This window comes from Pseudomonas sp. OV546 (genome assembly GCF_900116845.1).
GTDB classification, from domain to species: domain Bacteria; phylum Pseudomonadota; class Gammaproteobacteria; order Pseudomonadales; family Pseudomonadaceae; genus Aquipseudomonas; species Aquipseudomonas petroselini.
Map to the genome: position 1 here is coordinate 21,693 of NZ_FPCE01000008.1, position 24,560 is coordinate 46,252.

Sequence of the window (24,560 nt, forward strand, 5' to 3'; positions counted from 1 at the left end):
CATCATGGCAATCGTTAAATGCAAACCGACTTCCCCTGGCCGCCGTTTTGTGGTCAAGGTGGTCAACCAGGAGCTGCATAAAGGCGCTCCTCACGCACCGCTGCTCGAGAAAAAATCGAAGACTGGTGGTCGTAACAACAATGGTCGTATTACCACTCGTCACATCGGTGGAGGCCATAAGCAGCATTATCGTCTGGTCGATTTCCGTCGCAACGACAAAGATGGCATCTCCGCCACTGTCGAGCGTATTGAATACGATCCAAACCGTACTGCTCACATCGCACTGCTGCTGTACGCAGATGGCGAGCGTCGCTACATCATCGCCCCTAAAGGCGTGAGTGCTGGTGACCAGCTGATCGCAGGTGCCTTGGCGCCGATCAAGCCGGGCAACGCTCTGCAACTGCGCAACATTCCAGTTGGTAGCACCGTACACGGCATCGAATTGAAGCCAGGTAAAGGCGCGCAAATCGCTCGTTCCGCTGGTGCTTCGGCTCAGCTGATCGCTCGTGAAGGTGTCTACGTGACCCTGCGTCTGCGTTCTGGTGAGATGCGTAAAGTGCTGGCTGAATGCCGCGCGACCCTGGGCGAAGTCTCGAACTCCGAGCACAGCCTGCGTTCGCTGGGTAAAGCTGGTGCCAAACGCTGGCGTGGCGTTCGCCCAACCGTTCGTGGTGTTGCCATGAACCCGGTTGACCACCCACACGGTGGTGGTGAAGGTCGTACCTCTGGTGGTCGTCATCCGGTATCGCCATGGGGCTTCCCGACTAAGGGCGCGAAGACTCGTGGTAATAAGCGTACCGACAAAATGATCGTCCGTCGTCGCAAGTAAATAGAGGGATACGACAGTGCCACGTTCTCTGAAAAAAGGTCCTTTTATTGATCTTCACCTACTGAAGAAGATCGAAGTGGCGGCGGAAAAGAACGATCGCAAACCAGTTAAGACCTGGTCGCGTCGTTCGATGATCCTGCCACAAATGGTCGGTTTGACCATCGCTGTACACAACGGTCGCTTGCACGTCCCAGTTCTCGTGAACGAAGACATGGTCGGCCACAAACTAGGCGAGTTTGCCGGTACCCGCACTTATCGTGGGCACGTGGCAGACAAGAAAGCCAAGCGTTAAGGGGTTAGGAAATGGAAGTAGCCGCTAAGTTGTCGGGCGCTCGAATCTCCGCCCAGAAAGCCCGCTTGGTCGCCGACCAGATCCGCGGGAAGAAGGTGGGCGAAGCGCTCAACCTGTTGGCTTTCAGCAGTAAGAAAGCCGCCGAGATCATGAAGAAAGTGCTGGAGTCGGCCGTAGCCAACGCCGAGCATAACGAAGGCGCAGACGTTGATGACCTGAAGGTCAGCACCGTTTTCGTCAACGAAGGGCGTTCGCTGAAGCGCATCATGCCACGTGCCAAAGGCCGTGCTGATCGCATCGTCAAGCGGTCTTGCCATATCACTGTCAAGGTTGCTGACAAGTAACGGAGTCGAAGAGATGGGTCAGAAAGTACATCCCATTGGCATTCGCCTGGGAATCGTCAAGGAGCACACCTCCGTCTGGTACGCAGACGGTCGGACTTATGCGGACTATTTGTTCGCTGATCTGAAGGTGCGTGAGTATCTCCAAGACAAACTAAAAAGCGCGTCCGTAAGCCGTATCGATATCCATCGTCCGGCGCAAACTGCACGTATCACCATCCACACCGCTCGTCCAGGTATCGTTATCGGGAAGAAAGGTGAAGATGTTGAGAAACTGCGTCAGGACCTGACCAAGCAAATGGGTGTGCCTGTGCACATCAATATCGAAGAGATCCGTAAGCCGGAGCTCGACGGTATGCTGGTTGCGCAGAGCGTAGCTCAGCAGCTGGAGCGTCGCGTAATGTTCCGTCGCGCTATGAAGCGCGCTGTACAGAACGCCATGCGCATTGGTGCCAAAGGCATCAAAATCCAAGTGAGCGGTCGTCTCGGCGGTGCTGAAATCGCACGTACTGAATGGTATCGCGAAGGTCGTGTGCCACTGCACACCCTGCGTGCCGACATCGACTATGCCAACTACGAAGCTCACACCACTTACGGTGTGATCGGTGTAAAGGTTTGGATCTTCAAAGGCGAAGTAATTGGTGGTCGCCAAGAAGAGCTGAAACCACAAGCACCAGCGCCTCGTAAAAAAGCTGCTAAGTAAGGGGTACGCCAAATGTTGCAACCTAAGCGTACGAAGTTCCGCAAGCAGATGACAGGCCACAACCGTGGTCTGGCTCAGCGCGGTAGCAAAGTCAGCTTCGGCGAGTTCGCGCTGAAGTCTGTAGCTCGTGGTCGTCTCACCGCTCGTCAGATCGAGTCAGCGCGTCGTGCTCTGACCCGTCACGTAAAACGTGGCGGCAAGATCTGGATCCGTGTATTCCCGGACAAGCCGATCTCCAAAAAACCTCTCGAGGTTCGGATGGGTAAAGGTAAGGGTAACGTGGAATACTGGGTAGCCCAGATTCAGCCAGGTAAAGTCCTGTATGAAATCGAGGGTGTTTCTGAAGAGCTGGCGCGTGAGGCTTTCGCCCTGGCTGCTGCAAAGCTGCCGCTCGCCACCTCCTTTGTTAAACGGACGGTGATGTGATGAAAGCGAATGAACTTCGTGAAAAATCCGCACAGCAGCTGAACGAGCAACTGCTCGGCCTGCTGCGCGACCAGTTCAATCTGCGTATGCAGAAAGCAACTGGCCAGTTGGGGCAGTCTCATCTGCTCTCGCAAGTTAAGCGTGACATTGCTCGCGTGAAGACTGTGCTCAACCAGCAGGCAGGTAAGTGATCATGGCTGAAGCCGAAAAGACTGTCCGTACGCTGACTGGCCGTGTTGTCAGCGACAAGATGGACAAAACCATCACCGTTTTGATCGAGCGTCGCGTTAAGCACCCGATCTACGGTAAATATGTTAAGCGTTCGACTAAGCTGCACGCGCACGACGAAACCAACCAGTGCCACATCGGCGACAAAGTCACTATTCGTGAAACTCGTCCGCTGGCCAAGACCAAGTCTTGGGCGCTGGTTGATGTTCTCGAACGCGCTGTGGAAGTCTAAGGACTAGGGGTCGGAGAAATTATATGATTCAGACTCAATCCATGCTCGATGTGGCCGATAACAGCGGCGCTCGCCGCGTTATGTGCATCAAGGTGCTGGGTGGCTCCCATCGTCGTTACGCTGGTATCGGTGACATCATCAAAGTTACCGTGAAGGAAGCAATTCCTCGCGGTAAAGTGAAAAAAGGCCAAGTGATGACTGCTGTTGTAGTCCGCACTCGTCACGGCGTACGCCGTGCTGATGGCTCCATTATCCGCTTTGATGGCAACGCTGCTGTTCTTCTGAACAACAAGCAAGAGCCGATCGGCACCCGTATCTTTGGGCCAGTGACCCGTGAACTTCGTACTGAGAAGTTCATGAAGATCGTCTCGCTCGCCCCAGAAGTGCTGTAAGGAGATCCGACATGCAAAAGATTCGTCGTGACGACGAGATCATCGTGATCGCCGGCAAAGACAAAGGTAAGCGCGGTAAGGTGCTTAAGGTTCTCGCTAATAACCGTCTGGTTATCGGTGGTCTGAACCTGGTTAAGCGTCATACCAAGCCTAACCCGATGTCGGGCGTACAAGGCGGTATCGTCGAAAAAGAAGCTCCACTGGACGCTTCTAACGTCGCCATTTTCAACGGCGAAACCAACAAGGCTGACCGCGTTGGTTTCAAAGTAGAAGATGGCAAGAAAATTCGTGTCTTCAAGTCGACCCAAAAAGCGGTTGATGCTTGAACACTGCTAGGTAGAAGACCATGGCACGACTAAAAGAGATTTACTGGAAAGAAATCGCACCGAAACTTAAGGAAGAACTTAAGCTTTCGAACGTGATGGAAGTTCCACGCGTTACCAAAATCACCCTGAACATGGGTCTTGGCGAAGCGGTCGGCGACAAAAAAGTCATCGAACACGCTGTAGCTGACCTGGAAAAGATCACCGGTCAAAAAGTCGTTGTGACTTACGCTCGGAAATCCATCGCTGGCTTTAAAGTCCGTGAAGGTTGGCCGATCGGCGTCAAAGTGACTCTGCGCCGTGAGCGTATGTACGAATTCCTGGATCGTCTGCTGTCGATCTCCCTGCCTCGGGTTCGCGACTTCCGCGGCCTGAATGCCAAGTCCTTCGATGGTCGTGGTAACTACAGCATGGGCGTGAAAGAGCAGATCATCTTCCCGGAAATCGACTACGACAAGATCGATGCTCTCCGCGGTCTGGACATCACCCTGACCACCACTGCCAAGAACGATGATGAAGGTCGCGCCCTGCTGCGTGCTTTCAAATTCCCGTTCCGCAACTGATTGGAGTAGGACCATGGCCAAGATGAGCATGAAAAACCGCGAGCTGAAGCGTCAGCTCACGGTTGCCAAGTACGCCAAGAAGCGTGCAGCACTGAAAGCAATCATCGTTGATCTGAACGCAAGTCCAGAAGCGCGTTGGGAAGCTACAGTTGCCCTGCAGAAGCAGCCACGTGACGCAAGCGCTTCGCGCATGCGTAACCGCTGCCGCCTGACCGGTCGTCCACACGGCGTTTACCGCAAGTTCGGCCTCGGCCGTAACAAACTGCGTGAAGCGGCAATGCGTGGTGACGTACCAGGTCTGGTTAAAGCCAGCTGGTAAGTACTTTCAACGTCCGGGTGGTCTGAGTCGCAAGATACTGACCGCCGGTGACCTTGAATCTGGAACAAGCCCCTTTTGGGGCTTGTTTCATTTCCGTAGTGTGTCTAAAATACGCGGCTCGCCTGAGCCCGTGTTTTTTACGCTCGGAGATTCTCGGCGACATATGTAGCCGCAAGGCTAATTTTTTTGTATTAGGAGCGTCTAGCCCATGAGTATGCAGGACCCGTTAGCGGACATGCTAACTCGTATCCGTAATGCCCAGATGGCTGAAAAGTCCGTCGTAAGCATGCCATCTTCCAAGTTGAAGGTAGCTGTTGCCAAAGTCCTGAAAGACGAAGGCTACATTGCGGGTTATCAGATCAGCAGCGAAACCAAGCCACTGCTGTCCATCGAGCTGAAGTACTTCGAAGGCCGTTCGGTCATCGAGGAAGTGAAGCGCGTTAGCCGTCCAGGCCTGCGTCAGTACAAGTCCGCCGAAGATCTGCCGAAAGTTCGTGGCGGTCTGGGTGTGTCTATCGTCTCCACCAACAAAGGTGTGATGACGGATCGTGCTGCGCGCGCTGCCGGTGTCGGCGGCGAAGTTCTTTGCACTGTGTTCTAAGGGGGGATAAGCATGTCACGCGTCGCTAAGAACCCCGTTAAGCTGCCAGCCGGTGTCGAAGTCAAATTCGCAGGCCAACAGCTTTCGGTGAAGGGTGCCAAGGGTACTCTTGAACTGAACATCCATTCGTCCGTTGAGATCGTTGAAGAAGCTGGTGAGCTGCGTTTCGCTGCTCGCAATGGCGATCAACAAACTCGCGCAATGGCCGGTACCACGCGTGCGTTGGTAAACAACATGGTCCAAGGCGTAAGCCAAGGCTTCGAGCGTAAGCTCCAGCTGGTCGGTGTTGGTTACAAAGCGCAAGCAAAAGGCACGGTTTTGAACCTGGCCCTTGGCTTCTCGCACCCAGTGGATTACGAACTGCCGGAAGGCATCACCGCTGAGACCCCTAGCCAAACCGATATCCTGATCAAGGGCATCGATAAGCAGCTGGTAGGTCAGGTGGCCGCTGAGATCCGCGACTTCCGTCCACCAGAGCCGTACAAAGGCAAAGGTGTGCGCTACGCGGACGAAGTCGTCCGTCGTAAAGAAGCCAAGAAGAAGTAGGGCATAGCAAATGACCGACAAAAAAGTTACTCGACTGCGTCGCGCTCGCAAAGCACGCCTGAAAATGCACGAACTCGAAGTCGTGCGTCTCTGCGTGTATCGCTCGTCGCAGCACATCTACGCCCAGGTCATCTCGGCCGACGGCAACAAAGTCCTGGCAAGCGCCTCGACTTTGGATAAAGAACTGCGTGATGGTGCCACTGGCAACATCGACGCGGCCACAAAGGTTGGCCAGCTGGTCGCTACGCGTGCTAAGGCCGCCGGCGTCTCGCAAGTGGCTTTCGACCGCTCTGGCTTCAAGTACCACGGTCGCGTGAAAGCGCTGGCTGATGCTGCTCGTGAAGCTGGGCTGGAGTTCTAAGTTATGTCAAATAACGACCAAAAGCGCGACGAAGGCTACATTGAGAAGCTGGTTCAAGTTAACCGCGTAGCCAAAACCGTTAAAGGCGGCCGTATCTTCACTTTCACCGCGTTGACCGTGGTAGGTGATGGTAAAGGGCGTGTTGGCTTCGGCCGTGGCAAGTCACGTGAAGTGCCTGCTGCGATCCAGAAGGCAATGGAAGCTGCTCGTCGCAACATGATCCAAGTTGATCTGAACGGCACCACTCTGCAGTACGCAATGAAGTCCGCCCATGGCGCTTCCAAGGTGTACATGCAGCCTGCTTCTGAAGGTACCGGTATCATCGCTGGCGGCGCTATGCGTGCTGTCCTCGAAGTGGCTGGTGTTCAGAACGTTCTGGCCAAGTGCTACGGCTCGACTAACCCGGTAAACGTGGTTCACGCCACTTTCAAAGGTTTGAAAGCTATGCAATCTCCTGAGTCCATCGCTGCCAAGCGTGGTCTGACTGTCAAGGAGATCTTCTGATCATGGCTACCGTTAAAGTAACGCTGATCAAAAGCATGACCGGCCGCATCCCTAACCACAAACTGTGCGTTAAAGGTTTGGGTCTGCGTCGCATCGGTCACACTGTAGAAGTCCAAGATACTCCCGAGAATCGCGGGATGATCAACAAGGCTTACTACATGCTGCGTGTAGAGGGTTAATCGATGAAACTCAATGATCTGAGTCCGGCGCCGGGTTCCCGTCGCGAAAAGCATCGTCCGGGCCGTGGTATCGGTAGCGGTTTGGGTAAGACTGGTGGCCGTGGCCACAAAGGTCAAACCTCCCGCTCCGGTGGCACCATCGCTCCAGGCTTTGAAGGCGGTCAACAGCCGCTGCATCGTCGCCTGCCTAAGTTCGGTTTCGTATCCCTGAAAGCTATGGATCGCGCAGAAGTGCGTCTGTCCGAGCTGGCTAAAGTGGAAGGCGACATCGTTACTGTGCAGACCCTGAAAGATGCCAACGTGATCAACGTCAACGTACAGCGTGTGAAAATCATGCTGTCCGGTGAAGTGACTCGCGCTGTCACTATCGGCAAGGGAATCGGCGCCACCAAAGGTGCGCGTTCGGCTATCGAAGCAGCTGGCGGCAAGTTCGAGGAATAAATGGCTAAGCAAGGTGCTCTCTCAGCGCTCGGCAAAGGCGGTATGTCTGAACTTTGGGCTCGTCTGCGTTTTCTGTTCCTGGCGATTATCGTCTACCGAATAGGCGCACACATCCCGGTTCCAGGTATCAACCCGGACCGACTCGCAGACCTGTTTCGACAGAATGAGGGGACCATTCTTAGCTTGTTCAACATGTTTTCCGGCGGCGCGCTGGAACGGATGAGCATCTTTGCACTGGGGATCATGCCGTACATCTCGGCATCGATCATCATGCAACTGATGACCGCCGTCAGCCCGCAGCTGGAGCAGTTGAAGAAGGAAGGTGAAGCTGGCCGTCGCAAGATTAGCCAGTACACCCGCTACGGCACTGTCATCCTCGCCCTGGTTCAAGCTATCGGCATGTCCGTTGGCTTGGCGGGGCAGGGTGTTGCGTTCACTGGTGACTTTGGCTTCCATTTCGTCGCGGTATCCACGTTTGTGGCTGGTGCGATGTTCATGATGTGGCTGGGTGAGCAGATTACTGAGCGTGGTGTTGGTAACGGTATCTCGATGTTGATTTTCGCAGGTATCGTCGCCGGTCTTCCGAGAGCAATCGGGCAGTCTTTCGAGTCTGCGCGTCAGGGTGATATCAATATTTTCGCCCTGGTTGCCATCGGTTTGCTGGCAGTAGCGATTATCGGTTTTGTGGTGTTCATTGAGCGTGGCCAGCGTCGTATTGCTGTTCACTACGCCAAGCGTCAGCAGGGCCGTAAGGTCTTTGCTGCGCAGACCAGCCACTTGCCGCTGAAAGTGAATATGGCCGGTGTTATTCCGGCAATTTTCGCGAGCAGCATTTTGCTGTTTCCGGCTTCGTTGGGTACCTGGTTTGGTCAGTCTGAAAATATGGGCTGGCTGCAGGACCTCTCTCAGTCGATCGCTCCTGGTCAGCCGTTGAATATTCTGCTGTTTAGTGCAGGGATTATTTTCTTCTGCTTCTTCTATACGGCGTTGATGTTCAATCCGAAAGACGTAGCGGAAAACCTGAAGAAGTCCGGTGCCTTTATTCCGGGCATCCGTCCAGGTGAGCAGTCTGCGCGCTACATTGATGGCGTTCTGACTCGTTTGACCCTGTTCGGTGCTCTATATATGACGGCCGTGTGCTTGCTTCCCCAGTTCCTGGTGGTTGCAGCAAACGTTCCGTTCTACCTTGGCGGGACCTCGTTGCTGATCGTGGTCGTGGTTGTGATGGACTTCATGTCCCAAGTACAATCGCACCTCGTTTCGCACCAGTACGAATCCCTGATGAAGAAAGCCAACCTGAAGGGCTACGGCAGCGGCATGTTGCGCTGAGTACCCCATAAGGTTCGAGGAGTTGGTGATGAAAGTTCGTGCATCGGTGAAAAAGCTGTGCCGTAACTGCAAGATTATTCGCCGCGAAGGTGTTGTTCGAGTAATTTGCAGCGCGGAACCGCGTCACAAACAGCGCCAAGGCTGAGTGTGATCCGCTTGAAGCCCGGCAGCTAGTGCGCTGCCGGGTTGATTATTTGTTATTACAGCGATATTATCTCGCGCCCTATTTCTTGGCTTCCGGGGCGTAGGTAGCTGTCAATTGGAGTCCCACTGAATGGCCCGTATTGCAGGCGTTAACATTCCAGATAACAAGCACACTGTTATCTCGCTGACCTACATCTATGGTGTTGGTCGCACTACTGCGCAGAAAATTTGCGCAGATACTGGGGTAAACCCAGCCGCAAAGATCAAAGATCTGAGCGACGAGCAGATTGAGCTGTTGCGTGGCGAAGTGGCGAAGTTCACCACTGAAGGTGACCTGCGTCGCGAAATCAACATGAAAATCAAGCGTTTGATGGACCTCGGTTGCTACCGTGGTCTGCGTCATCGTCGTGGTCTTCCAGTGCGCGGTCAGCGTACCAAGACTAACGCGCGTACCCGTAAAGGTCCGCGTAAGCCGATCCGCAAGTAATCGCCCACGCGAATCGACAGGAAAATTATCATGGCAAAACCTGCTGCTCGTCCTCGTAAAAAAGTTAAAAAGACAGTGGTTGATGGCATCGCCCACATCCATGCATCTTTTAACAACACCATCGTGACCATCACCGACCGTCAAGGTAACGCGCTTTCTTGGGCTACCTCCGGTGGTTCGGGTTTCCGCGGTTCCCGCAAGTCCACCCCGTTTGCTGCTCAAGTAGCTGCTGAACGTGCTGGTCAAGCTGCGCTGGAATACGGCCTGAAAAACCTCGACGTTAACGTCAAAGGTCCAGGTCCAGGTCGTGAGTCTGCTGTCCGTGCTTTGAACGGCTGTGGCTATAAGATCGCCAGCATCACCGACGTGACGCCAATCCCGCACAACGGGTGCCGTCCGCCGAAGAAGCGCCGCGTGTAATCCAGGAGATTGTAAAGAATGGCTCGTTACATTGGTCCAAAATGCAAACTCGCTCGTCGTGAAGGCACCGATCTCTTCTTGAAGAGCGGCGTGCGCGCGATCGAATCGAAGTGCAACATTGAAGCAGCACCTGGTATCCACGGCCAACGCCGCGGTCGCCAGTCCGATTACGGCACCCAACTGCGTGAAAAGCAGAAGGTCCGTCGTATCTACGGCGTTCTCGAGCGTCAGTTCAGCGGCTACTACAAAGAAGCTGCTGGCAAGAAAGGTGCAACCGGTGAAAACCTGCTGCAACTGCTCGAATGCCGTCTGGACAACGTTGTATACCGTATGGGCTTTGGTTCGACTCGTGCCGAATCCCGTCAGCTGGTATCGCACAAATCGATCAGCGTTAACGGTCAGACCGTAAACGTTCCGTCCTACCAGGTTCGTGCTGGTGACGTGGTCGCAGTCCGCGAGAAAGCAAAAAACCAACTTCGCATTGTCCAAGCTCTCGATCTGTGTGCCCAACGTGGCCGCGTAGAATGGGTAGAAGTAGACACTGAGAAGAAGTCGGGCGTTTTCAAGAACGTTCCTGCTCGCAGTGATCTGTCCGCCGACATCAACGAAAGCCTGATTGTCGAGCTCTACTCCAAGTAAGGGCTAGAAAATAGGTGCATCCATGCAGATTTCGGTAAATGAGTTCCTGACACCCCGCCACATTGATGTGCAGGTTGTCAGTCCAACCCGCGCCAAAATTACTCTCGAGCCTCTCGAGCGTGGTTTTGGCCACACCCTGGGCAACGCGCTGCGCCGCATCCTGTTGTCCTCAATGCCCGGCTGTGCAGTAGTCGAGGCCGAGATTGACGGTGTGCTCCACGAGTACAGCGCCATCGAAGGTGTACAGGAAGACGTAATTGAAATCCTGTTGAACCTTAAAGGTCTGGCTATCAAGCTGCACGGCCGTGACGAAGTTACGCTGACCTTGTCGAAGAAGGGTTCGGGGGTGGTTACCGCTGCCGATATTCAGCTGGATCATGATGTCGAGATCGTTAACCCCGATCACGTAATCGCTAACCTGGCGTCTAACGGCGCCCTGAACATGAAGCTCACTGTAGCTCGTGGTCGTGGTTATGAACCGGCCGACTCGCGTCAGAGCGATGAAGACGAAAGCCGCAGCATTGGTCGCTTGCAGCTTGACTCTTCGTTCAGCCCGGTTCGCCGTATCGCATACGTGGTGGAAAACGCCCGTGTCGAGCAGCGTACTAACCTGGACAAGCTGGTTATTGATCTGGAAACCAACGGTACTCTGGACCCTGAAGAGGCTATCCGTCGCGCTGCAACCATCCTGCAACAGCAGTTGGCTGCGTTCGTCGACCTCAAAGGTGACAGCGAACCAGTGGTAATCGAGCAGGAAGACGAGATCGATCCGATCCTGCTTCGCCCGGTTGACGATCTGGAACTGACTGTACGTTCGGCTAACTGCCTTAAGGCGGAAAACATTTACTACATCGGTGACCTGATTCAGCGTACCGAAGTAGAACTGTTGAAGACTCCGAACCTGGGCAAGAAATCCTTGACTGAAATCAAGGACGTTCTGGCCTCCCGCGGTCTGTCCCTCGGCATGCGCCTCGACAACTGGCCGCCTGCAAGTCTTAAGAAGGACGACAAGGCGACTGCCTGATCGTCGTAATCACCGAACGTGAGTTTGGTAAGGAATGAACCATGCGTCATCGTAAAAGTGGTCGTCACCTGAGCCGTACCAGCTCGCACCGCAAGGCCATGTTCCAAAACATGGCGGTGTCGCTGTTCGAGCACGAGCTGATCAAAACTACACTGCCGAAAGCTAAAGAACTGCGTCGCGTTGCTGAGCCGCTGATCACTTTGGCCAAGACAGACAGCCTGGCTAACCGCCGTCTGGCTTTCGACCGTACTCGTTCGAAAGCTATCGTTGGTAAGCTCTTCAACGACCTGGGCAAGCGTTACGCTACCCGTGAGGGTGGCTACCTGCGCATCCTCAAGTGCGGTTTCCGCGCTGGCGACAACGCGCCTATGGCGTACGTCGAGTTGGTTGATCGTGCTACTGCCGGCGAAGCTGTAAGCGCCGAGTAAGACGACAAGCTGTAACGAAGAACCGGGCCTAGTGCCCGGTTTTTTGTGCGCGTAATAAAAGCGCGGTTTGTACAAGCTTACTCGCGCTGTGCTCGGCACTATGAGGCCTGGGGATATTGGTAGTTATTTTCTATCGGTGACTACAATTTAATGAATTTGTAGGCGTCATATTGATGATCAATACTCCCTCCAAGCCGATTAGCCGGCAGTTCCAAGTCCGACCTGAGGGAAATTGAGCATGAGCCAGAATAAAATCCTTACTACCGCCAGCGGAGCTCCCGTTGCGGACAATCAGAATTCCCGTTCCGCCGGCCCGCGTGGCCCGTTGCTGCTCGACGATTTTCACCTGATCGAGAAGCTTGCCCACTTCAACCGTGAAAACATTCCTGAGCGTCGTGTACATGCCAAGGGTTCGGGCGCCTATGGCACCTTCACGGTCACACAAGACATCACGCAATACACCAGCGCCAAGCTGTTTGAGTCCATCGGCAAACAAACGCCGACGTTCCTGCGGTTTTCCACTGTGGGCGGTGAGCGCGGTTCGGCTGACACCGAGCGTGACCCTCGTGGTTTCGCCCTGAAGTTCTATACCGAAGAGGGCAACTGGGATATCGTGGGTAACAACACCCCTGTGTTCTTCATTCGTGACCCATTGAAGTTTCCTGACTTCATCCACACCCAAAAGCGCCTGCCGCAAAGCAACCTGAAAAGTGCGCAGATGATGTGGGACTTCTGGTCGCACTCCCCTGAGGCGTTGCACCAGGTCACCATCCTGTTTTCGGACCGTGGTATTCCGGACGGCTACCGTCACATGCACGGCTTCGGTAGCCACACCTACAGCCTGATCAACGCCAAGGGCGAGCGTCATTGGGTCAAATGGCACTACAAGACCAAGCAAGGCATCAAGAACCTGTCGCCTGCTGACGCTGCACGCTTGGCCGGTACCGACCCTGATTACGCCCAACGCGATCTGTTTGGCGCTATCGAGCGCGGTGATTTCCCGAAATGGCGTGTGTGCATCCAGATCATGACTGAAGCCCAGGCCAGCGCTCACTACGAGAACCCCTTCGACGTGACCAAGACCTGGTCGCAGAAAGAGTTCCCATTGATCGAAGTCGGTGAGCTAGAGCTGAACCGTAACCCGCTTAACTACTTTGCTGAGGTTGAGCAGGCTGCTTTCGGTCCAAGCAACATGGTTCCGGGTGTTGGTTTGTCGCCGGACCGCATGCTGCAAGGTCGTGTGTTCGCTTACGCTGATGCCCACCGCTACCGTGTCGGCACCAACCACCAGCACCTGCCGGTGAACGCGCCACGCAGCCCTGTTAACAGCTACCAGCGTGATGGTTCGATGGCATTCGGCAGCAATGGCGGTGCGGCTCCAAACTACGAGCCAAATAGCTACGCCGATGCACCGAAGCAGGCTCCGCAGTATGCCGAGCCGGCATTGGCACTGAGTGGCGCGGCGGATCGTTATGATCATCGCGAAGACAGCGATTACTACAGCCACGCGGGTGCGTTGTTCCGCCTGATGAATGATGAGCAGAAAGCCCTGCTGATCAACAACATTGCCGGCGCCATGGCGGGCGTTTCCAGCGACGTTGTTCAGCGTCAGTTGCAGTACTTCTTCAAGGCAGATCCTGCTTATGGAGAAGGGGTCGCATCTGCACTGGGTGTATCGCTTAACTAACTCTAAACGATAAGCAGAACCGCCCTCATTTGGGCGGTTTTTGCGTTATTTCAGCTACTTTTCTCCGGAAATGTTCACTTTTCTGCCGTTGGTCCCGTGACCTTCAAGTCATCATGGTTCAAACTACAGACTTTCAAGCAGGGAGATGTAGGGCGATGCAAGGTCACCCCGACGTAATCGATTACCTCAACACGTTGCTGACGGGCGAACTGGCTGCTCGTGACCAATATTTCATCCACTCGCGCATGTACGAAGACTGGGGCTTTACCGAGCTCTACGAGCGTATCAACCACGAGATGGAAGAAGAGGCACAGCACGCCGACGCACTGATGCGCCGTATCCTCATGCTCGAAGGCACGCCGCGTATGCGTCCCGATGATCTGGATGTGGGCACCACGGTACCTGACATGCTCGCTGCCGACCTGCGCCTCGAGTACAAGGTCCGTGCCGCGCTCTGCAAGGGCATCGAGCTCTGCGAGCAGCACAACGACTATGTCACTCGGGAAATTCTGCGGGTGCAGTTGAATGACACCGAAGAAGATCATACTTACTGGCTTGAAAAGCAGCTGGGCCTGATCAAGCTGGTGGGCCTGGAGAATTATCTGCAATCGCAGTTCTGATTCCGGCTATAAAAAAGCCCCTGTCACTGCAAAGTGACAGGGGCTTTTTATTGGGCCTGAATAACTCAGGCCCGGTCGCGTGCCAACAACGGTTTCAAGTAGTAACCGGTGTGCGACTGCGGCATTTCGGAGACCTGCTCCGGTGTGCCAACGGCGATGATCTGGCCACCCTTGGAACCGCCTTCCGGCCCCAGGTCGACCAGCCAATCCGCGGTCTTGATCACATCAAGGTTGTGCTCGATCACCACCACGGTATTGCCGTGGTCGCGCAGGCGGTGCAACACGTCCAGCAGTTGCTGGATATCCGCGAAGTGCAGGCCGGTGGTCGGCTCATCGAGGATATACAGGGTCTTACCGGTATCGCGCTTGGACAGCTCGCGAGACAGCTTCACCCGCTGCGCCTCACCACCCGATAGCGTAGTCGCCGATTGGCCCAGCTTGATATACGACAAACCCACGTCCATCAGTGTCTGCAGCTTGCGCGCCAACGCCGGGACCGCATCAAAGAACACCCGTGCTTCCTCGATGGTCATTTCCAAGGTTTCGTGGATGCTCTTGCCCTTGTACTTGATCTCCAGGGTTTCGCGGTTGTAGCGCTTGCTCTTGCATACATCGCACGGCACGTAGATGTCCGGCAGGAAGTGCATCTCCACCTTGATCAAGCCATCGCCCTGGCAGGCTTCACAGCGACCGCCTTTGACGTTGAACGAGAACCTGCCAGGCCCGTAACCCCTTGAACGGGATTCCGGAACGCCAGCAAACAGCTCACGAATAGGCGTGAACAACCCGGTGTAGGTCGCCGGGTTGGAGCGCGGCGTGCGGCCAATCGGGCTCTGATCGATATCGACCACCTTATCCAGGTGTTCCAGGCCTTTGATGCTGTCGTGGGCAGCCGCTTCCAAGGTAGTTGCGCCATTCAGGGCGGTGGCACTCAAGGGGAACAGCGTGTTGTTGATCAGCGTCGATTTGCCCGAGCCGGAAACACCGGTCACGCAGGTCAGCAGACCCAGTGGAATCTCCAGGTCGACATTGCGCAAGTTGTTGCCACGCGCGCCCTTGAGGTGCAGCGCCAGCTTCTTGTTGCGCGGTGTACGTTTTGCAGGCACTGCGATCTTCACACGGCCGGAAAGGTATTTGCCGGTCAGTGAATCCGGATGAGCCATGACTTCGGCGGGCGTGCCCTCGGCGACAATATGCCCGCCATGCACGCCAGCGCCCGGGCCAATGTCGACGACGTAATCCGCCAGGCGGATCGCGTCTTCATCGTGCTCGACCACAATTACCGTGTTGCCGATATCCCGCAGGTGTTTCAGCGTGCCCAGCAGGCGATCATTGTCACGCTGGTGCAGGCCGATCGACGGTTCATCAAGGATGTACAAGACGCCCACAAGGCCGGCACCAATCTGGCTGGCCAGGCGAATCCGCTGGGCTTCACCGCCGGACAAGGTATCGGCACTGCGATCCAGCGACAGGTAATCCAGGCCAACGTTGACCAGGAACTGTAGCCGCTCACGGATTTCCTTGAGAATCTTATCGGCGATTTCCCCACGGCGACCGGTCAGCTTGAGCACACCAAAGTACTCGCAGGCATCACCAATCGGCAGGTTGGTCACCGCAGGCAAGGTTTTCTCGCCCACCCACACATGCCGGGCTTCACGGCGCAGGCGAGTACCGCGGCAATCCGGGCAAGGCTGGGTGCTGAGGAATTTCGCCAACTCTTCGCGTACGCTCGCCGACTCGGTCTCACGGTAGCGACGCTCGAGGTTCGGCACGATACCTTCGAACGGGTGTGAGCGCTTGACGATATCGCCACGGTCGTTCAGGTACTTGAAGTCGACATTCTGTGAACCGCTGCCGTGGAGAATGACCTTCTGCTGGTCCGCCGGCAGTTGATTGAAGGGCACTTCCAGGCTGAATTTATAGTGCGACGCCAACGACCCGAGCATCTGGAAGTAATAGACGTTGCGCCTGTCCCAGCCGCGAATCGCCCCCTCCGCCAGCGTCAGGTCACCGTTGACCAGGCGCTTGATGTCAAAGAATTGCTTCACCCCCAGGCCATCACAGGTCGGGCAGGCGCCAGCCGGGTTGTTGAAGGAAAACAGCTTGGGTTCCAGCTCGCTGATGGCGTGGCCGCAGATAGGGCAGGCAAAGCGCGCGGAGAAGATGATCTCTTCGCCCGGCTCGTCATCCATCGGCGCCACCAGGGCAATGCCGTCGGCCAGCTTCAACGCGGTTTCGAAAGATTCCGCCAGGCGCTGCTGCAGGTCGGCGCGCACTTTGAAGCGGTCGACGACCACATCAATCGAGTGTTTCTTCTGTTTGTCGAGTTTCGGCGCTTCGTCCAGCTCATACAGCTTGCCGTTGATCCGCGCGCGCACAAAACCTTGCGCACGCAGCTCTTCGAAGACGGAAAGGTGTTCGCCCTTGCGCTCACGGATCACCGGTGCCAGCAGCATCAGCTTGGCGCCTTCCGGCTGGGCCAGCACCAGGTCCACCATCTGGCTGACGGTCTGGGCTTCCAGGGGAATGTCATGGTCGGGGCAACGCGGGATACCTACGCGCGCATACAGCAGGCGCAGGTAGTCATAGATCTCGGTAATGGTGCCCACGGTGGAGCGCGGGTTATGGGAAGTCGACTTCTGCTCGATGGAGATCGCCGGCGACAGGCCTTCAATGGTGTCGACGTCGGGTTTTTCCATCATCGACAGGAACTGGCGGGCGTAGGCCGACAGCGATTCCACATAGCGACGTTGGCCTTCGGCATACAGCGTGTCGAACGCCAGGGACGATTTGCCGGAGCCGGACAAGCCGGTGATGACGATCAGTTTGTCCCGGGGTAGGGTCAGGTCGATATTCTTCAGGTTGTGGGTTCTAGCCCCACGAATCAGGATCTTGTCCAAGATGGCCTCGCACGGCGGGCGTAAATAATGCCGGAGTATACGGCTAAAGACTGGATGAATATACACTGTCAAAAGGCCGCTTGCAGCCTTAGATGAAAGCTGCGCGGCAAAGCGCCGCATATACCCTCTCAATCGATGGGACTGGTAGAATCGCCGCCGGTTCACACGAGGTTTTTCCATGCACGATCCCCACAGCGAACGCATGAGTAGCGGCGAGACCCGAGCGGCAAGCGGTCTGGCCCTGGTGTTCGCCTTCCGTATGCTGGGCATGTTTATGGTGTTGCCGGTGCTGGCGACCTATGGAATGGATCTCGCAGGCGCGACCCCCGCATTGATCGGCCTGGCGATTGGCGCCTATGGCCTGACCCAGGCGATTTTTCAGATTCCGTTCGGGATCATTTCCGACCGCATTGGCCGTCGCCCAGTGATCTACCTGGGGCTGATCGTGTTTGCCCTCGGCAGTGTGCTCGCAGCCCAATCAGATTCGATCTGGGGCGTGATCGCCGGTCGTATCCTGCAAGGCGCCGGCGCGATCTCCGCGGCGGTCATGGCGCTGTTGTCGGACCTGACTCGCGAACAACATCGCACCAAAGCCATGGCCATGATCGGCATGACCATCGGCCTGTCATTTGCCGTAGCCATGGTGGTCGGCCCCTTGCTGACCCGCGCGTTCGGCCTGCACGGGCTGTTCCTGGCCACCGGCGGCATGGCGCTGTTCGGTATTGTGATCGTGGCCTTTATGGTGCCGCGTTCCACCGGGACGTTGCAGCACCGTGAGTCGGGTGTGGCCCGCAAGGTACTGTTGCCGACGCTCAAGCATCCCGACCTGTTGCGCCTGGATTTAGGTATCTTCGTGTTGCACGCGATGCTGATGTGCAGCTTTGTCGCGCTGCCCCTGGCACTGGTGGAAAAAGCCGGCCTGCCCAAGGAACAGCACTGGTGGGTCTACCTCACAGCGCTGCTGATTTCGTTCTTCGCCATGATCCCGTTCATCATCTATGGCGAGAAAAAACGCAAAATGAAACGAGTTCTGCTCGGCGCCGTCGCGACGCTGATGCTCACTGAGCTATTCTTCTGGCAGTTCGGCGACAGCCTGCGGGCGCTGGTCATCGGCACGGTGGTGTTCTTCACCGCGTTCAACCTGCTGGAGGCGTCATTGCCTTCGCTGATCAGTAAGGTTTCACCGGCGGGCGGCAAAGGCACGGCCATGGGGGTGTACTCCACCAGCCAGTTCCTGGGTTCGGCACTGGGCGGCATCATGGGTGGCTGGATGTTCCAGCATGGCGGTTTGTCGGTTGTCTTCCTCGGATGCGCCGGGCTGGCTGCACTTTGGCTCGCCTTTGCTGTTACCATGCGCGAACCTCCCTACGTCACAAGTCTGCGTCTGCCGCTATCACCTGAGGCGATCCGTGAAAGCGGCCTGGTAGAGCGCCTGAAGGCCGTCGTAGGGGTAACAGATGCAGTTGTGGTCGCAGAAGAGGCGGCCATTTACATCAAATTGGACACCGAATTATTGGATCGCGCGACGCTCGAGCAACTGGTCAACCCAGTGCCGACAGCGCGCCCAGCCTAGGAGAACGTTATGGCCCGTGGGGTTAACAAAGTCATATTGGTCGGTACGTGCGGCCAGGATCCCGAAGTTCGCTACTTGCCTAACGGTAACGCCGTGACCAACCTGAGTCTGGCGACCAGCGAGCAGTGGACCGACAAGCAGAGCGGCCAGAAGGTCGAGAAAACCGAATGGCACCGTGTGTCGATGTTCGGCAAGGTTGCAGAGATCGCCGGTGAATACCTGCGTAAAGGTTCGCAGGTCTACATCGAAGGCAAACTGCAAACCCGCGAGTGGGAAAAAGACGGCATCAAGCGTTACACCACCGAAATCGTGGTCGACATGCAAGGCACCATGCAACTGCTGGGCGGCCGTCCACAGGGCGACCAACAGGGCCAGGGTGGCATGTCCAACTCGGCACCGCGTCCACAGCAGTCGCGTCCACAGCCAAGCCAGCAGCCACAGCGTGAGTCGCGTCCAGCGCCACAACAGGCCGCTCCGCAACCGGCTCCGGATTTCGACAGCTTTGATGACGATATCCCGTTCTAGGATACGGCTCAGAGACTTGATGTAGAGTTTTACCCTGAAAGCCCCGGTGCATAAGCATCCGGGGCTTTTTCTTTGCCTGCGAGAAAGTAAAGATCACATGGCTGGCCACGCTGTAGACCTCAGCAGGGGCCGCATGATGTAAGCCACTTTTGGAGGGGGATAGTTAGCAATGAGGGCATTACCTAAACGTCCAGCTTCTCACGTCATAGGGACTCTGGCTGAGTCTCTGGTAGAACGGGCTATCACGGCGAGGGGCTGGATTTATCGCCGTCTGGAAAAAGATAAAGACTATGGCATCGACGGCGAGGTTGAAGTATTCAGCGAGCGTGGTCATGCGACTGGGATCCTCTTCAAGGTTCAAGTCAAAGGCTCCAGGAAGAAGGTTCGAGCCCTGAAACTCAAGCAAAGTACTGAAAACTACCTTTCTATTTCGCCACTGCCTGTCTTCCTTTTCGTGGTTGAAGTGGAGAGCGGCACGATCAGGTTTTTGCTGGCCGAGCGCAATCGGGCAAACCATGGCGCGATTAGTCTGGATGAGTCCGAGGAATTGAATGAGAGTGGCTTCGCATTGCTTGAGGAGATTGCCGGCGAACACTGTCAGGCGTGCTTAACGATGGGTGATTACACGTTGCACAACGCGTCGGCGCAGCTCATCAGGTGCCTTGATCTGATGTTGAATTTTGGTGGTGATGTGGAGGCGATGGTTAAGTGGTTACGTTTTTTTGCGTCAGATGAAGTGTTAACCCTTTCCTATGGGTACGCGGTGTTTTTGAGGAATGAAATAAAGCGAGACGAAGGTTTACTCGAGAGAATTCGTGAGTGGGTGATTGAATTTTTCCCTGAGTGTCAGGAGGAAATCGATCAGGCCATAGCGGCCTTTGATCGTGGAGAGGTGATGGGGCGGCGTCTGGAGGTTGCTCACCTTTGATTGGCGACGATGCTCTTTCCGCCGGCATGAACAGGCACTGGTGTTTGTGCATTGCAGGTCGCAAGAATTAGGCTGTCGCCCACCCTCAAAAACAAGGAAAGCCGTGATGACCTGGTCAGCCCAGCAGTACACGATGTTCGAACAGCAGCGCACCCGTCCTGTCCGTGACTTGGTCGCGGCCATTCCGAATGCTGAAGTGCGCCATGCCGTGGACTTGGGCTGCGGTCCCGGCAACTCCACGGAGGTGCTGGCTGCGCGCTTCCCGCACGCGCACGTCACCGGCATGGACAGCTCCGACGACATGCTGGCCGACGCCCGTAAACGCCTGCCCGCGCTGAACTTCGAGCTGGCGGATATCGGTGCCTGGAACCCCGCGCAAGCCTTCGATGTGATCCTGGCCAACGCGTCCCTGCAATGGCTGCCGGACCACGCCACGCTGTATCCGCACCTGGTCAAGCACCTGACGCAAGGCGGCACGCTGGCGGTGCAAACCCCGGACAACCTTGATGAACCCGCCCACCGTCTCGCCCGCGAAGTCGCGGCCGATGGCCCATGGTCTGCCAAAATCGGCGCGGTCAAACACAATGAGCGCCACACCGCGAGTTACTACTACGAGCTGCTGAGCACACATTGCAGCACCGTCGATGTGTGGCGCACCACCTACCAGCACCCGCTGGCGGACCACGGCGCCGTGGTGGAATGGTTCAAGGCCTCAGCCCTACGTCCATTCCTGGCGCCGTTGAGCGACGACGAAAAAGCCGCTTTTCTTCAGGCATACAAAGCGCGGATCACCCAGGCTTACCCAGCGCTGGCCGATGGCACCGTACTGTTGCCATTCCCGCGCTTGTTCATCATCGCGACTCGCTGATATGCCCTGAGCAAGCGGTGGTCAAGACGCCGCTTGCGCCTTCAAGTATTCATCCGCCGACACCACGCCCGCATAACCAAACGCCAGCGACGCCATATAAGCCCCATGCACCTGCGCCGCTGGAATCACCGTGCCATTAAATTCCAGATCCCGCGTCGCACACGCATCATGAATCACCGTGACCTTGTAACCCAGGTCCGCCGCCGCCCGTACCACGCCGTCAATACACATGTGGCTCATGCTGCCGACTACCACCACTTCGGTGATGCTGCGTTGCTCCAGTAAGGCACGCAGGTTGGTCTCGCGAAACGCATTCACGAAATGCTTGAGCACCACCGGCTCATTGCCCTCGTTCAGCACTTTGCTATGCAGGTGCGCGCCCTCGGAGCCTGGCGTGAAGAACGGCGCTTCATCGGACGTGAACTCATGACGCACATGAATCACTGCATCGCCGGCCTGGCGAAAAGCATGCAGCACCTGCGCGGCTTTGTCTGCCGCGGCCTCCACGCCGTCGAGTGGCCACTTGCCCTGGGGGAAGTAGTCGTTCTGGATATCGATTAGGATGAGCGCTTGCTTGGCCATGTGTGTTGCCTCGTGATGGGTTGATGGGCCCAGTATGTTAGCTGGCGCCTGCACTTAGGATTGGCTGCACCGACAATAACAGGGGGAAAACTGACAATGGTCGTTGTTGAGCTGGGCGTGTTGATCTACCAAGGCGCGCAATGGGCGGCCGTGCATGGCCTGACCGACCTGTTCGGCGTGGCCAATCGCATCGCCGCCGAGCACCAGTCCGCGCAATTGCCGTTGCTGCGGGTCAGCCATTGGCAGGTGGAGGCGAGCGGCACACCCGTGCGCGTATTCAGCAGTGCCCCCGGCCCCGATCAACCGTTGATGGCCGTACTGGTGCCGCCGTCGATGGGTGAGTTCACCGAAGACCAGGCGCCCCCTGCGCTACTGGAATGGCTTCGCCGGCAACACACGGCCGGCACGGTGTTGGGCGGCGTGTGTGTGGGCTCGATCATGCTGGCGCGCAGTGGACTGCTCGACGGGCGCAGCGCCACCACCCATTGGTCTTCCGCCGAATCCTTCGCGGCCCGCTACCCGGCCGTACGCCTGGAAGCGAACAAACCCATTGTCGATGACGGCGACCTGATCACCACCGCCGGTTTGATGGCCTGGTCCGAACTCGGCCTGCGCCTGGTCGATCGCCTGATGGGCCCAAGCGTCGCGGCCGACACAGCGCGTTTTCTGGTGATCGAGCACAGTGACAGCGCCAGCCAGTGCGGCAGTAACTTCGCGCCCATTCTCGGCCACGGTGACGCAGCCATCCTCAAGGTTCAGCATTGGCTGCAGGCCAGCGGTGCGGTGGATGTGTGCGTGGCGGCGATGGCTCAGGAGGCGGGCCTGGAAGAGCGTACGTTCCTGCGGCGTTTTCGCAACGCCACCGGCTTGAAACCCACCGAATACTGCCAGCACCTGCGCGTGGGCAAGGCACGGCAGATGCTTGAGTTCACCAACGGCACTATCGACCATATTGCCTGGACCGTGGGTTACCAGGACCCCAGTGCCTTTCGCGCTATCTTCAAGAAGATCACCGGCATGGCGCCCAGCGATTACCGCAGCCGCTTTGGCGTCTGAATCGTGCAGAACGCCGCGGCGCTGAAGCACTGTCGTGCAGAATGAGGCAGGCCAACTGCCATCGGTTTTCCGGCAACTGCTTGATTTGAGAACCTTCTCCCCTGAAACAGCCTTGGCCTGATCCCTGCAGCCTTCTCTGCACACACATGGCTGGATGGCCAAGGGGGACGCATGACCCCGATTCAACGCAAGAAGCTGGTAGTCGCGCATTCCATACGCGAGGGCGCGCCGCTGCATGAGGTCGAGACCAACCGCGCCCTGGCGCGCTGGCTGGCGCAGATCCTGGGGCTCAAATTCGGCGGCAGCTATGACCCCGACCGGCATGCGGGGCGAGCGCTTTACCTGCTGCCCACGCAAACCCTGGTCGGCCCGGCGCAGGCTCGAACGCTCAATATCAAAGGGCCTGAGGATTTGTGGGGCGGCTACGTCGACCACGACTTCATCTGCACCAAGGCCATCAGTCATGGCCTGCTCGGCCCCGAGGCCAAAGCGCCGGAAGGTTGGTCTGCGCTGTTCTGCGAGCGTGTGCGAAACGTCGTGCTGGATGGCTTGAGCGTTTTCGCCTTTGAGGACGCACGGCCTGCCGCCACACGCTTGCTCTACAGCGGGCCAATCCGCATAAAACCTGTGCACGCCTGTGCGGGGCGCGGGCAGGAAGTTATCCACAGCCTCGACGAATTCGACGCTGTGCTGGCGCGACCTGACGCTGCGAAGCTGTTCAGCGAAGGCGTGGTGCTGGAGCAGGACCTGCACGATGTGGTCACCCACAGCGTCGGCCAAAGTTTTATCGGCGGGCACGTGTTCAGTTACTGCGGCGAGCAATACCTGACGGAAGACGGGCAGGGCGAAGACGTCTACGGCGGCTCCGACCTGCTGGTGGTGCCGGGAGGCTACGCCGACCTGTTGCTGCTCGACTTGCCCGACGACGTGCGTGAAGCCATTGAGCAAGCCCAGGTTTTCGACAATGCCGCCGATGAGGCCTACCCTGGCTTTTATGCCTCACGGCGCAACTACGACATCGCCCAAGGCCTGGACAGTGACGGCCAGCGTCGCAGCGGCGTGCTCGAGCAGTCCTGGCGCATGGGCGGGGCGAGCAGTGCGGAAGTCGCGGCGTTGCAGAGTTTTATCAACAACCCTGGCCTGCGCGCGATCCATGTGTCCTCGGTGGAAACCTACGTGGACGAACCGTTGCCGGCTGATGCCATCGAGGTGTATCGCGGCCCGGCGGAAAACAGCGAGTTTCTTCTCAAGTACGTGACGGTTAAATCTTATGACGGCTAGAAGCGAAAGCATTGCGATCGATATCGACGACGAACAGATGAGCGGCACCTTCCTCAGCCCCAAATCCAAAGTGCCGGGGGTGTTGTTCGTGCACGGCTGGGGCGGGAGCCAGGAGCGCGACCTTGAACGTGCCAAGGGCATCGCCGGCCTCGGGTGCGTGTGCCTGACCTTCGACCTGCGAGGCCACGCCGGCTCCGGCATTCCGTTAGCCCGTGTGACCCGCGACGACAACCTGCGCGACTTGCTGGCGGCGTACGACCGGCTGTTGTCACACCCGGCCATCGACACCTCGGCGGTGGCCGTCGTCGGCACCAGTTACGGTGGATACCTGGCGGCGATTCTCACCTCCTTGCGTCCGGTGCGCTGGCTGGCGTTGCGCGTGCCTGCGTTGTACCGCGACGACGAATGGCTTAAGCCCAAGCGCGATCTGGACAAGATGGATTTGATGGATTACCGCAGCACCCTGGTCCACGCCGAGACCAATCGCGCCTTGCACGCGTGTTCGGCGTTTACCGGCGACGTGCTGATCGTCGAGTCGGAAACCGACGACCATGTGCCCCACGCCACCATCATGAGTTACCGCGCGGCGTGCCAGCAGACGCATTCACTGACTCACCGCATCATCGACGGGGCCGATCATTCCCTCAGCGATCCGGTGTCCCAGCAGGCCTACACCTCCATCCTGGTGGACTGGATCACGGAGATGGTGGTGGGTGAGCGGTTGAGCATCATCCAGGCTCAATAGTTTGTTGCGCTTTAGATCGCTATCGCCGGCTGGCCTGCGATAGC

35 protein-coding genes are annotated in these 24,560 nt (G+C 57.0%); 33 read left to right on the forward strand and 2 right to left on the reverse strand.

Features of this window, described 5'->3' with window-relative positions; all coding sequences use genetic code 11:
* The first annotated feature begins 4 nt into the window (after window positions 1-4).
* The 26 genes from rplB (at window position 5) to bfr (ending at window position 14,058) form a co-directional block, all read left to right on the forward strand.
* Window positions 5-829 carry a 50S ribosomal protein L2 gene (gene rplB, locus BM403_RS18720; RefSeq protein ID WP_003176423.1) on the forward strand — a complete coding sequence of 275 codons (825 nt, stop codon included), beginning with the start codon at window positions 5-7 and terminating at the stop codon, window positions 827-829.
* A 16-nt stretch (window positions 830-845) separates the two neighbouring features.
* Window positions 846-1,121, forward strand: a complete 276-nt coding sequence (gene rpsS, locus BM403_RS18725; protein ID WP_003232420.1) for a 30S ribosomal protein S19 — start codon at window positions 846-848, stop codon at window positions 1,119-1,121.
* Window positions 1,122-1,132: 11 nt separating this feature from the next.
* Window positions 1,133-1,465, forward strand: coding sequence for a 50S ribosomal protein L22 (gene rplV / locus BM403_RS18730; protein ID WP_003103908.1), 333 nt, complete (start codon window positions 1,133-1,135; stop codon window positions 1,463-1,465).
* Between the two features lie 13 nt (window positions 1,466-1,478).
* On the forward strand, window positions 1,479-2,165 hold the full coding sequence (gene rpsC, locus BM403_RS18735; RefSeq protein WP_003176422.1) for a 30S ribosomal protein S3: 687 nt from the start codon (window positions 1,479-1,481) through the stop codon (window positions 2,163-2,165).
* 12 nt (window positions 2,166-2,177) lie between these two features.
* On the forward strand, window positions 2,178-2,591 hold the full coding sequence (gene rplP, locus BM403_RS18740; RefSeq protein WP_003176421.1) for a 50S ribosomal protein L16: 414 nt from the start codon (window positions 2,178-2,180) through the stop codon (window positions 2,589-2,591).
* Window positions 2,591-2,782: a 50S ribosomal protein L29 gene (gene rpmC / locus BM403_RS18745; RefSeq protein WP_002555481.1), complete on the forward strand. Its 192-nt coding sequence runs from the start codon at window positions 2,591-2,593 to the stop codon at window positions 2,780-2,782. The genes rplP and rpmC overlap by 1 nt, the downstream gene beginning before the upstream one ends.
* 2 nt (window positions 2,783-2,784) lie before the next feature.
* Window positions 2,785-3,051, forward strand: a complete 267-nt coding sequence (rpsQ, locus tag BM403_RS18750) for a 30S ribosomal protein S17 (RefSeq protein WP_003176419.1) — start codon at window positions 2,785-2,787, stop codon at window positions 3,049-3,051.
* Window positions 3,052-3,074: 23 nt separating this feature from the next.
* Window positions 3,075-3,443: a 50S ribosomal protein L14 gene (rplN, locus tag BM403_RS18755; protein WP_002555479.1), complete on the forward strand. Its 369-nt coding sequence runs from the start codon at window positions 3,075-3,077 to the stop codon at window positions 3,441-3,443.
* A gap of 11 nt (window positions 3,444-3,454) precedes the next feature.
* Complete coding sequence (gene rplX / locus BM403_RS18760) at window positions 3,455-3,769, forward strand: 50S ribosomal protein L24 (protein ID WP_003176416.1); 315 nt, start codon at window positions 3,455-3,457, stop codon at window positions 3,767-3,769.
* A 20-nt stretch (window positions 3,770-3,789) separates the two neighbouring features.
* Window positions 3,790-4,329 carry a 50S ribosomal protein L5 gene (gene rplE, locus BM403_RS18765; protein WP_003176415.1) on the forward strand — a complete coding sequence of 180 codons (540 nt, stop codon included), beginning with the start codon at window positions 3,790-3,792 and terminating at the stop codon, window positions 4,327-4,329.
* A gap of 13 nt (window positions 4,330-4,342) precedes the next feature.
* Window positions 4,343-4,648, forward strand: coding sequence for a 30S ribosomal protein S14 (gene rpsN / locus BM403_RS18770; protein ID WP_003176414.1), 306 nt, complete (start codon window positions 4,343-4,345; stop codon window positions 4,646-4,648).
* A 208-nt stretch (window positions 4,649-4,856) separates the two neighbouring features.
* Complete coding sequence (gene rpsH / locus BM403_RS18775; protein WP_010566853.1) at window positions 4,857-5,249, forward strand: 30S ribosomal protein S8; 393 nt, start codon at window positions 4,857-4,859, stop codon at window positions 5,247-5,249.
* A 12-nt stretch (window positions 5,250-5,261) separates the two neighbouring features.
* A complete protein-coding gene (gene rplF, locus BM403_RS18780; RefSeq protein ID WP_003176412.1) occupies window positions 5,262-5,795 on the forward strand; it encodes a 50S ribosomal protein L6 in 534 nt (177 codons plus the stop codon).
* A 10-nt stretch (window positions 5,796-5,805) separates the two neighbouring features.
* On the forward strand, window positions 5,806-6,156 hold the full coding sequence (rplR, locus tag BM403_RS18785) for a 50S ribosomal protein L18 (RefSeq protein WP_015886135.1): 351 nt from the start codon (window positions 5,806-5,808) through the stop codon (window positions 6,154-6,156).
* A 3-nt stretch (window positions 6,157-6,159) separates the two neighbouring features.
* The gene (gene rpsE / locus BM403_RS18790; protein ID WP_003176409.1) at window positions 6,160-6,660 is read left to right on the forward strand and encodes a 30S ribosomal protein S5; all 501 of its coding nucleotides are present in this window, start codon (window positions 6,160-6,162) and stop codon (window positions 6,658-6,660) included.
* Between the two features lie 2 nt (window positions 6,661-6,662).
* Window positions 6,663-6,839 carry a 50S ribosomal protein L30 gene (gene rpmD / locus BM403_RS18795; protein WP_003176408.1) on the forward strand — a complete coding sequence of 59 codons (177 nt, stop codon included), beginning with the start codon at window positions 6,663-6,665 and terminating at the stop codon, window positions 6,837-6,839.
* A gap of 3 nt (window positions 6,840-6,842) precedes the next feature.
* Window positions 6,843-7,280 carry a 50S ribosomal protein L15 gene (gene rplO, locus BM403_RS18800; RefSeq protein WP_003176407.1) on the forward strand — a complete coding sequence of 146 codons (438 nt, stop codon included), beginning with the start codon at window positions 6,843-6,845 and terminating at the stop codon, window positions 7,278-7,280.
* On the forward strand, window positions 7,281-8,609 hold the full coding sequence (gene secY, locus BM403_RS18805; protein ID WP_003176406.1) for a preprotein translocase subunit SecY: 1,329 nt from the start codon (window positions 7,281-7,283) through the stop codon (window positions 8,607-8,609). It begins immediately after the preceding gene.
* 28 nt (window positions 8,610-8,637) lie between these two features.
* Window positions 8,638-8,754: a 50S ribosomal protein L36 gene (gene rpmJ / locus BM403_RS18810; protein ID WP_002555468.1), complete on the forward strand. Its 117-nt coding sequence runs from the start codon at window positions 8,638-8,640 to the stop codon at window positions 8,752-8,754.
* A gap of 129 nt (window positions 8,755-8,883) precedes the next feature.
* Window positions 8,884-9,240, forward strand: coding sequence for a 30S ribosomal protein S13 (gene rpsM, locus BM403_RS18815; RefSeq protein WP_003210063.1), 357 nt, complete (start codon window positions 8,884-8,886; stop codon window positions 9,238-9,240).
* Window positions 9,241-9,270: 30 nt separating this feature from the next.
* The gene (gene rpsK / locus BM403_RS18820) at window positions 9,271-9,660 is read left to right on the forward strand and encodes a 30S ribosomal protein S11 (RefSeq protein WP_002555466.1); all 390 of its coding nucleotides are present in this window, start codon (window positions 9,271-9,273) and stop codon (window positions 9,658-9,660) included.
* Between the two features lie 18 nt (window positions 9,661-9,678).
* Window positions 9,679-10,299: a 30S ribosomal protein S4 gene (gene rpsD / locus BM403_RS18825; protein WP_003176404.1), complete on the forward strand. Its 621-nt coding sequence runs from the start codon at window positions 9,679-9,681 to the stop codon at window positions 10,297-10,299.
* 22 nt (window positions 10,300-10,321) lie between these two features.
* A complete protein-coding gene (gene rpoA, locus BM403_RS18830) occupies window positions 10,322-11,323 on the forward strand; it encodes a DNA-directed RNA polymerase subunit alpha (protein WP_003176403.1) in 1,002 nt (333 codons plus the stop codon).
* A gap of 41 nt (window positions 11,324-11,364) precedes the next feature.
* Entirely contained in the window at window positions 11,365-11,751 is a 387-nt protein-coding gene (gene rplQ / locus BM403_RS18835; protein WP_003176402.1) for a 50S ribosomal protein L17, read from the forward strand.
* Between the two features lie 238 nt (window positions 11,752-11,989).
* Window positions 11,990-13,438, forward strand: a complete 1,449-nt coding sequence (locus tag BM403_RS18840; protein ID WP_015886134.1) for a catalase — start codon at window positions 11,990-11,992, stop codon at window positions 13,436-13,438.
* A gap of 155 nt (window positions 13,439-13,593) precedes the next feature.
* The gene (bfr, locus tag BM403_RS18845) at window positions 13,594-14,058 is read left to right on the forward strand and encodes a bacterioferritin (protein ID WP_015886133.1); all 465 of its coding nucleotides are present in this window, start codon (window positions 13,594-13,596) and stop codon (window positions 14,056-14,058) included.
* Between the two features lie 65 nt (window positions 14,059-14,123).
* On the opposite strand, the gene uvrA is transcribed toward bfr, so the two are convergent.
* A complete protein-coding gene (gene uvrA, locus BM403_RS18850) occupies window positions 14,124-16,958 on the reverse strand; it encodes an excinuclease ABC subunit UvrA (protein ID WP_015886132.1) in 2,835 nt (944 codons plus the stop codon).
* Between the two features lie 178 nt (window positions 16,959-17,136).
* On the opposite strand from uvrA, the gene BM403_RS18855 reads away from it, so the two are divergent.
* The 4 genes from BM403_RS18855 to tam all read left to right on the forward strand — a co-directional run bounded on the left by BM403_RS18855 (window position 17,137) and on the right by tam (window position 20,852).
* A complete protein-coding gene (locus BM403_RS18855) occupies window positions 17,137-18,531 on the forward strand; it encodes an MFS transporter (RefSeq protein ID WP_064052234.1) in 1,395 nt (464 codons plus the stop codon).
* Between the two features lie 9 nt (window positions 18,532-18,540).
* On the forward strand, window positions 18,541-19,056 hold the full coding sequence (locus BM403_RS18860; RefSeq protein ID WP_015886130.1) for a single-stranded DNA-binding protein: 516 nt from the start codon (window positions 18,541-18,543) through the stop codon (window positions 19,054-19,056).
* Window positions 19,057-19,225: 169 nt separating this feature from the next.
* Complete coding sequence (locus BM403_RS18865; protein WP_093544183.1) at window positions 19,226-19,984, forward strand: DUF4365 domain-containing protein; 759 nt, start codon at window positions 19,226-19,228, stop codon at window positions 19,982-19,984.
* Between the two features lie 106 nt (window positions 19,985-20,090).
* The gene (gene tam, locus BM403_RS18870) at window positions 20,091-20,852 is read left to right on the forward strand and encodes a trans-aconitate 2-methyltransferase (RefSeq protein ID WP_093544185.1); all 762 of its coding nucleotides are present in this window, start codon (window positions 20,091-20,093) and stop codon (window positions 20,850-20,852) included.
* A gap of 21 nt (window positions 20,853-20,873) precedes the next feature.
* Here the strand turns inward: tam and BM403_RS18875 are convergent, their stop codons facing one another.
* Complete coding sequence (locus BM403_RS18875; RefSeq protein WP_015886127.1) at window positions 20,874-21,434, reverse strand: cysteine hydrolase family protein; 561 nt, start codon at window positions 21,432-21,434, stop codon at window positions 20,874-20,876.
* 96 nt (window positions 21,435-21,530) lie between these two features.
* Between BM403_RS18875 and BM403_RS18880 the strand changes: the two genes are divergently transcribed.
* The 3 genes from BM403_RS18880 to BM403_RS18890 all read left to right on the forward strand — a co-directional run bounded on the left by BM403_RS18880 (window position 21,531) and on the right by BM403_RS18890 (window position 24,516).
* Window positions 21,531-22,490, forward strand: coding sequence for a GlxA family transcriptional regulator (locus BM403_RS18880; RefSeq protein WP_043205977.1), 960 nt, complete (start codon window positions 21,531-21,533; stop codon window positions 22,488-22,490).
* A gap of 171 nt (window positions 22,491-22,661) precedes the next feature.
* Window positions 22,662-23,771: a DUF3182 family protein gene (locus BM403_RS18885; RefSeq protein WP_015886125.1), complete on the forward strand. Its 1,110-nt coding sequence runs from the start codon at window positions 22,662-22,664 to the stop codon at window positions 23,769-23,771.
* Window positions 23,761-24,516 (forward strand): alpha/beta hydrolase family protein, encoded by a 756-nt coding sequence (locus BM403_RS18890; protein WP_015886124.1) that lies wholly within the window; start codon window positions 23,761-23,763, stop codon window positions 24,514-24,516. Before BM403_RS18885 ends, BM403_RS18890 begins: the two co-directional genes overlap by 11 nt.
* The last annotated feature ends 44 nt before the right edge of the window (window positions 24,517-24,560 follow it).